The sequence below is a fragment of the Aminobacter sp. P4_H6_2 genome (assembly GCF_056400805.1).
In genome coordinates this window covers 1-11523 of sequence record NZ_JBFUKO010000113.1, presented here as the reverse complement: position 1 = coordinate 11523, position 11523 = coordinate 1, and the positions used below count along the sequence as shown (strand labels likewise).

General features: G+C 60.7%; 5 protein-coding genes. 2 read left to right on the top strand and 3 right to left on the bottom strand.

Annotated features, from left to right (window positions below):
- Both trbB and AC1DUU_RS11390 read right to left on the bottom strand, forming a co-directional pair.
- Nucleotides 1-678: P-type conjugative transfer ATPase TrbB (trbB, locus tag AC1DUU_RS11395; protein ID WP_476783528.1), on the bottom strand; the 678-nt coding region annotated here is incomplete at its 3' end.
- A 1150-nt stretch (nt 679-1828) separates the two neighbouring features.
- Complete coding sequence (locus AC1DUU_RS11390; RefSeq protein ID WP_476783527.1) at nt 1829-3886, bottom strand: serine/threonine-protein kinase; 2058 nt, start codon at nt 3884-3886, stop codon at nt 1829-1831.
- A gap of 306 nt (nt 3887-4192) precedes the next feature.
- Between AC1DUU_RS11390 and AC1DUU_RS11385 the strand changes: the two genes are divergently transcribed.
- The gene (locus tag AC1DUU_RS11385) at nt 4193-6916 is read left to right on the top strand and encodes a caspase family protein (RefSeq protein ID WP_476783526.1); all 2724 of its coding nucleotides are present in this window, start codon (nt 4193-4195) and stop codon (nt 6914-6916) included.
- Nucleotides 6917-7302: 386 nt separating this feature from the next.
- Here the strand turns inward: AC1DUU_RS11385 and tssH are convergent, their stop codons facing one another.
- On the bottom strand, nt 7303-10068 hold the full coding sequence (tssH, locus tag AC1DUU_RS11380; protein WP_476783525.1) for a type VI secretion system ATPase TssH: 2766 nt from the start codon (nt 10066-10068) through the stop codon (nt 7303-7305).
- A 265-nt stretch (nt 10069-10333) separates the two neighbouring features.
- On the opposite strand from tssH, the gene tssA reads away from it, so the two are divergent.
- Entirely contained in the window at nt 10334-11500 is a 1167-nt protein-coding gene (tssA, locus tag AC1DUU_RS11375; protein WP_476783524.1) for a type VI secretion system protein TssA, read from the top strand.
- Nucleotides 11501-11523 lie beyond the last annotated feature (23 nt).

Sequence of the window (11523 nt, the reverse complement as noted above, 5' to 3'; positions counted from 1 at the left end):
ATCACGYACCTCGCCGACGATGATGCGATCCGGTCTCAGCCGCATTGTACTCTTTAGCAGACTGGCCATGTTGATAGTGTCGCTCGTATGCAGCGCCACCGCGTTTTCAGCCGCACACTGGATCTCCGCCGTGTCCTCAAGAATGAGCAACCGATCCTCCGGCGCCGTTTCGACGATCTCGGCGATGACCGCATTGGCTAGCGTCGTTTTGCCCGACCCCGTGCCACCCGAAATAACGATGTTCAACCGCGAAGAGATCGCGTTGCTGATCACCGATGCTTGGTTCTTGGTCATAACGTTCGAAGTCACATAATCGATGAGCGGGATCAGCCGCGAGGCGCGCCGCCGGATGGTGAAAGTCGGAGCCGAGACAACAGGCGGCAGCAACCCCTCGAAACGATGCCCACCTATTGGCAGCTCGCCAGAGATGATCGGGCGGTCCTCATCAGCTTGGGAGTGAAGCGCGTGCGCGACACTGCCGATGACGATCTCGGCCGTTGCGGCAGTCATCTTGCCGGCTGGCGCAATCCCGTGCCCAAGCCGTTCGATGAAAAGCCGTCCGTCGGGGTTCAGCATGATCTCGACGACACATTCATCATCGAGCGCCATGCAAAGGTCGTCCCCAAGGGCTTCCTGCAGCTTGCGTATGAGACGGGGATGGGAGCGAAGTTGCGCCATGTCGCCTGCCTCAAGCTTCTCGATGACAGGTGACTGAGACTTCGGAGCAAAACGACGCGAGCAAACCCACAATCGGCCGGCGACGCCACGATTGGAAACGTCCGCTCAACGCGCCGTTGGAGCTGTTTGCAAGTGCATTTGGATCGCACAATCTCAGGAAATTTGCCTCGTGGGACATCCCTCCTGCCCTGCTTGCAGCATGCCCGGCATCAGCGCGAAAACACGAGTGTTCGATCATCGCAGCTTTGAGGTTCCAGAGACACCGCTCGTGGAAGCTTCGCACCCGCTTGCGATGGTGGCTCGCTCGCAGCTGGCTCGGCGTAGAACCATGTATTGCACGTGTCATCGTCCCTCTAAGCCCCCGGTTGCCAGATGCACGCGAAGTCATCACAGATTAAGTCTTGGGGAGAGTGTAGAATTCTACAGTCGGGTGAGATGATCGCCGGATGTCCCAATTCTAGGACGCAGGTGGGCGCTCCTTGGGGGGGGCTCGGTCAACAGGTCGCTCGAAAACTTCGGCGACAGCTACGCCTTGCCGGCACCGCCGGCTCCAGGGTCAAGTGGTAGGATCGAACCGTGTTACAAATTGGCGGTGGCATCTCTAATGCCGCTGCCAGCTCCCAACATCCAATCTGAAATCAACGGCCGGACTGCATCCGGCCTTTGACTGCGGCCCTATCCTCCCCCAAAAAGGCCGCGGGCGATCGGCGCGTCATACCCCACCCGCGCGCCGACTCGTTCGCAGCGCTCCCCTATCGCTAGGGAGCGCGGTCGAACCGGTAGGCCAAGCTAGGCAACTTGCAACAAAGTTGCGCGCTCCAAGGAAGCCTGTCCAAAGGCGGTTCGCAGTACCAGACGGGGGTAGAGCTCCGCAAACATCTGCATTGGAACACGACAATCGCGGCTCACCAGGCGCCGTCGGAGTGTCCATGAATCACTTCATGGGCACTCGGTCGAAAGCGATGATCCACAGCCTCTAATTCCGGGCATTGCACTAAAATAGTCGCGTCCCAACATGTATCCTCGATGCATAGCTCTTGGTGGTACATCGGACCGATCTCAAACAACGTGAACTCCTATACCTGAAAGATATATTGGCCTGATGGCCAGATACGAAGCTTGAAGCAATCGCAGCCCTCTGGGCAACCGCTCAACGGTCGAACAGGAAATAGCCGAAGGCGACGCCAGCTCCGTTTTGTTGCGCCTCGATCTCCGTCCGGATCTTGGGAAACAGGTCTGACGCCAACTCGGGATCCTTAATGTCAGCCGACCTGATGCCGTTGTCGCTGGCAAGCGCCACGATCAGATGCGGTTCCGGTGCCGATGCCTCCTGGTCGTTGAGCGGGAAGAGCTTCATACTGAAGGAAGCTTCGTCAGCTCCAGTCTTCTTCAGCAGACTAGCGAAATTGTAGACCACGCCGTCCTTGCCGACCAAAAGCAGATTGATGTCGCGGCTGCCGGTCCCACTCAACTTGCCCTGGAGCGAGTCTCCGACCTTGAGATTGTCCTTGCTCAGTTCGAGGATTGGTCCGTTGCCCTTGTCCGGGTGCACGGCCTCCAGAAAATCGGCCACGGGGCACTGCTCTCTTTCGATCATCCTCGGATTGACGACCGGACCAGCCCCGAAGGCGGAAGCAAAATCCCGGGAAAGTTTGTCGAACGGTGCTTTTGAGGTCGCGAGCCCCTCCACCTGAGGGCGCGGTGCTGACGCGTCCGCGACCGAGACGTAGAAGCATGGGCCGCCGTCAAAGGATTTGAACCACTCCGCCACCGTAATCGCAGTCTTTGGAGTTGGTTGGACAGCCACCTCCTTGRTCGGCTCCGGCGGTTTTGGCTTGGCGATTTCGGGCGGGATGGGTGTTTTCACCTCAGTGTTGGCAGTCGGCGGGTCTTTTGCCGTCGGCTCCTGAGATGGCACGGGGGCCTTGGGTGGCGCGGGCGTAAGCTTGCCGCTGGCAGCTTCATCACTTGGCGTCAACGTTGTGCCCCCGGGCAGAAAGCCACCCAGAAACCCCGAATAGTAGGCGCCGCCGCCCGCCGCTGCCAGCGCAACGAGCATGACAGTACCGATCAGCGCACGACGTCCGGATTTTGGCGGTTGACGGACAGGCAAAGGCCGAGAAGCTGTTTTATGCCGAGTGTCCGTCGCGGATTTTCCGGCCGCTCCGGCATGGCGCCACGGGGCATCGCGCGGCAACAGGGCCTCAGGCGGTTGAGGCTTTTGCCCAACAGCGCCCGAGCCCGGCGGTCGCCAGGCAAGGTCCGCAGGCTTTCGTTGCTGCTGATCATTTCGTTGCTGCTGATCATGTTGGGCGTCGACCCCTGGAAATGTTCCAGGCGCTGCCGTCACCCCACTCGTCTCGCGCAGCCACTCGACGATCGCCGCGGCACTTTCCGGACGATCCCGTGGATCCGGCTGGAGCATGGATTCAAGCAGCGGAAGCAGATCTGGGTCAACCCCTGTCAGGTCGGGCACAGTCCGCCGCTTTTCGATCACCTCGACCGGCGAGCCCCCCATGTCGAGCTGCTTGCCGCGCAACGCCGCTGCGAGCACCAGCCCGAGACTGTAGATGTCCGACTGCTCAGTGACATCGCCACCGAACAAGCCCAGCTGCTCGGGCGAAACGAAACTGTATTTGCCAGCGAAGCTGCCGCCGAGCAGCGTGCCGCCGCCAACGTCGGCCGAACGCGCTATACCGAAATCTATGATCTTGGTCTTTTCGACCTTTCCGCCCGGCAGCACGATGTTATCGGGCGACAGGTCCCGGTGGATGACGCCCGCCTCATGAGCAACGGAGAGCCCGGACGCCACCCTGGCCAGCATCTTGCGGGCTTCCCGCGTATCGAGTGGCCCGTTGCGGATGCGCTCGCCCAGCGACTGCCCATCGACGAACTCCATGGCGAGATACGGCCTGCCGATCGTCGGGTCGATCGTAAACACGTGATAGCGCACAATGGCATCGTTGGAGAGATGATTGAGGATCGAGGCCTCTTTGCGAAACAGCGCGAGAATGCCCTGGTCGCGGGCGAATTCGCGCAGCACTAGCTTGATCGCTACGGGGTCGCCGGTCTGGATGTTGTGGCCGCGATAGACCTCGCCCATGCCGCCCGTGGCGATGTGCTCGTCGATCTCATAGATGCCGTTGAGCTGCACGCCCTTGTGAACACCGCTATCAGGGGCGATGCGTGTTTTGTCCTCCGGCGTCATGACCTGGTTCCATCCATGCGTGAGCGCCATCCGGCCATTGCTTCACACCTGCGGTGTTTGGATCATGCCTCGACAATAACACGGATTTTCGTGATGGGCTCTGCTCTTGCCGGCCTACAGGACCGTGCAATTTCCAGTGTCTRATCGCCGTTGACAGCTTTCGTCACAAGGAGGATGCTGATCTTCTAAGAATGCAAGCCGTGCCAAGCCTTTAAAGACTGCAATCCCAAGGGGGCAGTAATGGTATGCGGGGGCTGCTTRCCTGCTCGCAATATTGGCATTGTCGCACGTCTGACCGGCGCCATTTTGGCGTGCGGCCTCTTCTTACTGCTTGCTGTTGGCACGGTTCTCGCTGCCGAGGGCGTCTCTGGTCGCCGCGCCGCGCTGGTCATCGGCAATTCGGCCTACGAGCATCTCGCCAAGCTTCCCAATGCAACCAATGATGCGGACCGCATCCGCGAAGTGCTGGAGCGGGCAAATTTTGAGGTCACGCTCGGCAAGGACCTGAACAAGAAGGGTCTTGAAGAAACTATCCTCGGCTTCCTCAGGACGCTCAACGATGGTGACGTCGCGCTGTTCTATTATAGCGGCCATGCCGTACAGGTTGGTGGCCACAACTTCATGCTGCCGGTCGATGCCAGCCTGGAGACCTCCTATGATCTCGAGGTTCAGGCCTACAACATGTCGAGCCTGCTCGAATATATGCGCGAGACCTCCTCGCTGCAGATCGCGATATTGGACGCCTGCCGCGACAATCCTTTCGCCAACAATTCCTACTATGTCGGCCAGGCCAAGGTCGCCGTCGAAGGCAAAAAAGGACTTGCCTCGGTCGCTCCCGAAAATGGCACGCTGATCGTCTACTCGACCGCACCCGACAGGGTAGCGCTGGACGGCAATAATGGCCTCAGCCCCTTCACCGGCACCTTCGCCGAATATGCATTGAAGCCCAATGTCGAGATCAGGAAGCTGCTCAGCGATATCCGCGCCGAGGTCATCAAGCGCACCGACGGACGGCAGACGCCTTGGGACACATCGAGCCTGACTTCTTCTTTCTTCTTCGTGACCCGGCAGAACCTTCTGATCATCGAGGATCTGCGCGAGGTTCGCGTTCCGCCGCATTCCAAGGAAGTGGCGCTACGCATTTCACCGCCAATTACCAGCGGCAACACGCCGTTGACCGTAAGCTTCACCAAGCTTCCGGACCAGGGAACGCTTTGGCTGGGCGACGAACAACTCAACCTCGACAGCAAGATATCTGCCGACCGTGTCGAAGATGTCATGTTCAAATCATCGTCAGATGACATGACCAAGGAAGAGGTGCGCTACACCGTCACGACCGACAGTGGCCGAAGCGCGAGCGGCATTGTCCGGGTCGTCGTCGATGCCCAGGCAGTCGCACAGGTGCCCGTTAAACCTGCTCTGACCATCCAGCAAGGCGACGAACCGCAGCCGAAACAGGCCGAAACGGCCAAGCCGATCCTGGTCGCAATGGCGTCTGATATCGGCACCGGATTTGCCGCCATGCCTGACGAGGTCGTGCGATCCAGCGCGTCGACCGGCTGGCTCCGCCTCGAAAGCCGCGATCCCGAAACCCAGGTGGCGGTCGGCGGGCAGATCGTCTCCGAAGGTGACCTGATCAAAGCCGAGGACATAACCAAACTGCGCATTCGACCGTCGCTCAAGGTGGTAAGTGCTGCCGATAGCGAAGGGCCAGCGGTCAAGACCGTTTCCGCAACCACACAATCCAAGTCGCTCGACACGGGTACGGACAGCATGGAGGTCAAGCCGATCCCCTTGCCCGTGGACAAGAAAGCCGCCAGTGCTCCAGTGCGAACCGTCGTTCTGGTTCCGGCGATCAAGACCGTCACCCCGGCGCCGATCACCATCAACGTGGCCGTCTCGGTCAACGAGTGCGACACGCTTGCGGCCGAGCCGCTTGACGTCCAGGCGGTTGCCGACGGCAAGCTGCCCAACGATATCGATGTGCCCAAAGCGCTGACGGCGTGCAAGGCGGCGGTGAGCGAACACCCCGATGTCGCACGCTTCAAATATCAGTATGCGCGCGCGCTTTATGCCGAAGGCGATTTCAAGGAGGCGCTGGCCGAGCTCAATGCCGCGAGCGGGCAAGGACATGTCCGCGCCAGTTATCTACTTGGCAGGCTTTATCAATTTGGCGCAGCTGTGGAACGTGACCCCAAGCGCTCCATCCCCTTGTATGAAACCGGCGCGAAGAGGGGTGATCCCTATTCGCAATACGCGCTCGGACGCGCCTTGGTCATCGGGCTGGGCAGCAAACCGGATGTCGAACGAGGCATGGCCCTAGTCACGCAAGCGGCCGAATCCGGACATACCTACGCGATGAACATGCTCGGGGGAGAGTATCTGTCTGGAGACCATGTCACGAAGGATGAGGCACGCGCTCTAAAATTCATCACGGAATCTGCCGATCGCAATGACGTCTATGGCATGGTCCTGCTTGGCGTCCTATATCGCGATGGTACGGGCGTGCAGAAAGACCCGGCGCGCGCGGCCGACTTGTTTGAAAGGGCACGTGCGCAGGGCCATCCTTATGCAGGTAGGTTGCTAGGGCGCATGGCTCTGCGCGACAAGAGCGCCGACCTGACAACTGTTGCTGGCTGGTATCGGGAAAGCGCCGAACGCGGCGACGCTTGGGGAGCGTTCTTTGCCGCCGAACTCTTGAAGGACAATCCTACGCTACAGCATGACAGTGGTGAGATGGCGCGTCTCTATGCCCTATCTGCCTCACAAAACATCAAGGATGTTTCCGATCAGGCACAGGCTGCACTGGATCACATAGACAACTTGGCGATCGGCAAGGAAGTGCAATTGGCGCTTAAACGAGCGGGGCAGGACGTCGGCGACATCGACGGAAAGCTCGGTGCGCGAACACGGGAGGCCGCAGGTGCCGTTCTGGGGGCTGCTGCGCCTCGTGATCCTCGTGAGCTTCTAATTGCCCTCCTCCATAAGGAATGGATCGAGTCACGACCACGGCTGGACATGCTGGGTTAGAAAGGGAGACGCTACATGCGATCGCTTACCCTCAGGCTACTTCTGGCGACCGCGCTCATACCGCTAGGGGGATGCGGTTCGCTGACGAACGCTGGCGACCCTTCTGTCGCACAGACGTCGCAGGTCAAGAAAGCGCCCCCGGCGAGGAGGGCGGCGGCGGCTCCATCACGTAAAGTGGCTGCCAATTCTAGCAGTGGGCACAGCGATAGCGCCAATAGTGGCAGCAGCGGTGGCGGTGGCAGTGGTGGCGGCAGCACTGGTGGCGGTGGCACTGGTAGCGGTGGCAGTGGTGGCGGTGGCACCGGTGATGGCGGGGGCACCGGCGATGGTGATACCAATCCTTGGTAGAGGATTTGTCCGCGCGACCCCGAATTGCCAGTATCGCGCTACGCAAACTCGTAGGTAAATCCTTCGCCTGACGCGCCGACCGTCACCTTGGAGAGTTTCTCGCCGTCAAGCGAGCGGTTGAGCACGCCGCGGCTGAGTTCCGGCAGCAACGTATTGGTCAGGATCGCGTCTATCATGCGGCCGCCGGACTCGATGTCGGTGCAGCGCGCCTTGATCAGTTCCATCACGCCATCGCCGACTACCAGTTCCGCGCCGTGACTGGTTTGCAGCCTCCGTGCAATCTTGCCGAACTGGTGCCGCGTGATCGCCTCGATCATCGAATCAGACAATGGATAATACGGAATGGTCACCACCCGCCCTATGAAGGCGGCCGGAAATACCTTGAGCAGCGGCGCACGCAAGGCCGCGTCGAGGTTCTCCATCTTCTCGCGCAGCTCCCCGCCCTTGGTTTTTTGCATGATGACTTCGGAACCGACGTTCGACGTGAGCAGGATCAGCGTGTTCTTGAAGTCGATCCGCCGGCCCTCGCTGTCGTCCATCATGCCCTTGTCGAAGACCTGAAAAAAGATCTCATGCACATCGGGGTGCGCCTTCTCGACCTCGTCGAGCAGGATCACCGAATAGGGCCGGCGGCGCACGGCCTCAGTCAGGATGCCGCCCTTGCCGTAGCCGACATATCCAGGCGGCGCTCCCTTGAGCGTCGAGACCGTGTGCGCCTCCTGGAACTCAGACATGTTAATCGAGATCAGGTTCTGCTCGCCGCCGTATAGTGTTTCGGCCAGTGCCAGCGCGGTTTCCGTCTTGCCGACGCCCGACGGTCCGCACAACAAGAAGACTCCGACCGGCTTTTCCGGCGCGCCGAGCCCAGCGCGACTGGTTTGCACGCGCTTGGCAATCATCTCCATTGCGTGATCCTGGCCCACCACGCGCTCGGATAGCGTCTGCGCCAGGCGCAATGCCTTTTCAGTTTGGCTCGTCAGCATCCGCCCCGTGGGAATGCCGGTCCAATCCTGCACCACCGCCGCAACCGCATTGCGGTCGACGGAGAGCAGGATCAACGGCGTCTCGCCCTGTGCTTCAGCAAGCACCGCCATCAATTCCTTGAGCCGCGCCAGATCAGCGGCTCGATCTGCGGTTGGTTCAGTTGCTGTCGCCGTTTCGACTGGCGCTGACTGTGCGGCGTCATCATCATTGGCGGCGACCGGCTCCTCAATTGCTTCGCCCTTCGGGGACGTCTCCGCAACGACGGGATCGAGCGCCACGCCTAGCCCACGTAATCTGGCACGCAATTCGAGGATTTCAGCAATGACTTCCTTCTCTCGATCCCAGCGCCCCTGGGCAGAGGCGAGCGCTGTGTCGGTATCACTCAGTCCCGTCTCGACGCGAGCTTGACGCTCGTCGACATCTATACCGATGGCGGCCTCGCGTCCGATGATACCTTGTTCAACCACCAGCGCCTGCCTTCGGCGCATCAGGTCCTCAACCTCGCCCGGCCGGGAGTGCTGCGAAATGGCGACGCGAGCGCAGGCGGTGTCAAGCAGGCTGACCGCCTTGTCGGGAAGCTGGCGCGCTGGAATATAGCGGTGCGAGAGTTTGACCGCCGTCTCGATCGCCTCGTCGAGGATCTGCACCTGATGGTGCTTTTCGAGCACGCCAGCAACGCCGCGCAACATCAGGATTGCGGCCGCCTCATCGGGCTCGTCGATCTTGACCACCTGGAAACGGCGAGTGAGTGCTGGGTCCTTTTCGATGTGTTGCTTGTATTCGGCCCAGGTGGTCGCCGCGATCGTGCGGAGCTCGCCGCGTGCCAGCGCTGGCTTGAGCAGGTTCGCCGCATCGCCGGTACCTGCAGCCCCTCCGGCGCCGATCAGCGTATGCGCCTCGTCGATGAACAAGATCACCGGCGTCTCGGAGGATTGCACCTCGTCGATAACTGCCTTCAACCGCTTCTCGAACTCGCCCTTGACGCTGGCACCGGCCTGCATCAGCCCGACATCGAGCATGCGCAGGCTCACACCTTGTAGCATCGGCGGAACATCGCCCTCGGCGATACGCAGCGCGAACCCTTCGACCACCGCCGTCTTGCCGACGCCGGCCTCGCCGGTCAGGATCGGATTGTTCTGCCGCCGCCGCATCAAGATGTCGACGATCTGGCGGATTTCCGGGTCGCGGCCGACGACGGCATCGATCTTGCCGTCACGTGCCCGCTGGGTGAGATCTGTTGCATATTTCGCCAGCGCCGACTCCCCTCCCATCGATGGGCGCCGCGGAGCTTCCGCAGAAGGTGCCGCAGCCCCAGTGGCCGATCCCTCAAGCGAGCCGTCGACCACGTCAGCGAAACGCGTGATCACGCCATCCGCGTCGATCGTGTCAAGTTCCGTGCTGATCTTCGACACCAGCCCTTCGAGAACCGGCGTCTTCAGGCATGCGAGGATGATGTGGGCGCTGCGCACCTCTTCGCTACCGAATTGGAGCGTCGCCAAGTTCCAGGCTTCCTGGATGGCGTGAAATATATGGTCGGAGAATTCCTCAATCGAGGTCGCGCCATAAGGCAGCTTGTCGACCGCGCGCGTCATGTCGCTGGCGATGCGGGCAGCATCAACGCCCGCATCGGCCAGGATCATCTGCACGTCCGAGCGATCCGAAAGAACAAGTTGTTCAATGAAATGAACGAGTTCAACGTAGGGGTTACCACGCAGCTTTGCCGCATCAGCCGCCGCCTTGAAGGCGCGCAAGCAGGTGGGGTTGAGCTTGCCGACCAGTTCCTTGCGCTTGAAGCCTTGTGATGCCCTGCGCTGTTGCATGCCCTTTGGTTCCACGGAGTTTCTCCAATGGCCGGACTGCGTTCGCAATAACTTGCCACACAAAGTACGACTTTACAAAGCCGTGCCCAGCTATGGCACCAGGGCATCCGTTGGAGCACCAGGAGCGACGGGAACAATTCGTGCCAGGCTGGTTACCAAAGCTTAAGCGCTTGCCTCGACCAACTTTGAGCGACGCCTGAATTGTGCTAAACCAAAGTGGAGTGGAATACCGGCGACTTCCGTCTTTTGAGACATGGGGGGATGCGTGGTTGATCTTGCTCTTTGGCTCAACCCTTTGAACGGTGAAAACCCGTCAGGGGAAGACTTGCGCAACGATCCGCGCTTCCACGAACTCGAGCGCCTCGTCGAGCCCCAGGTCAACGTGGTCCACGACGAGCGCAACAAGCCTTCATCTCAAGTAAGCATCCCGGTCGATTGGACAGCTGTCCTTAGCAAGGCCGAGGAACTGCGCAGCCATGGGCGCGACCTTCGGCTCCTCACCCTCGTCACCCGTGCGCTTGCCAATGACCAGGGAGTGGCCGGGCTCACCGAAGGCCTGACGCTGATTGGGCGAACATTCGACGAGCATTGGGAGACGATGCATCCCGCGCTGAGGCCGAATGCGCCACCGCGCGAGGCAGCCCTTCGCCGCATCAATGCCCTGCTTGATTTGCAGAACGGCCAGGAGGGTTTGCTTGCAAATCTCCGTCAGATGACATTTTTCGCGCCGCGCGGATTTGGCCCGATCACCGGGCGCGAACTTGAACTGGGTGCGCTTGACGATCGGGTCATGCTGCAGGAAGCGGCGCAAGGGTTGAACAGCATCGAGCGGGCAGCCCTGTCGAGCGCCCACGAACAGCTGCTGGCGAAGTTGCGCAGTGCTTGTGCCGCGCAGGCAGACCTTGCGGGTCCGGCAATGGAGCAATTAATTACCGACACGCGAGCGGCGAGCGTGGCACTCAGCGGCGTCGACACAGCACTCAACAAACGGCTCGAAACCACCGGACCGGCGGTGCCTGACCTGAAGAGGTTTCTCGACAGGATGCTGACCACGCTTGAACGCGGGTCGACCGCGCGCGCCGCGCCCAACGGCACAGCCAAACCCGAATTCACGGAGGCCACACCCGCCACGGCGTCGCCAAATGGCCACGCAGTAGAACCGGCGGCAAACCATATGGGATCAGCCATGGCCCTCCCCGACCGCCTCTCCTCGCGCGACGACGTCGTCAGATGCCTCGACCTCGTCGTTGCCTTTTACGACCGCACCGAGCCGTCGAGCCCGATCCCGCATCTTGCCCGCCGCGTGCGTCGTATGGTGCACATGGATTTCGTTGAACTGATGGAAGATCTCGCCCCCTCAGGGCTGAAGGAATTCCGGCTCCTGGCCGGCGTTCCAGACAGCAAGAAGACGCCTCAGAAGGATGAAAGGTAGCCAAGCATGCCAGCGGAAAGCAA

Coding starts and splice junctions, on each gene's coding strand:
- tssH (WP_476783525.1), bottom strand. CDS start 10,068: ATGCAACAGCGCAGGGCATCACAAGGCTTCAAGCGCAAGGAACTGGTC.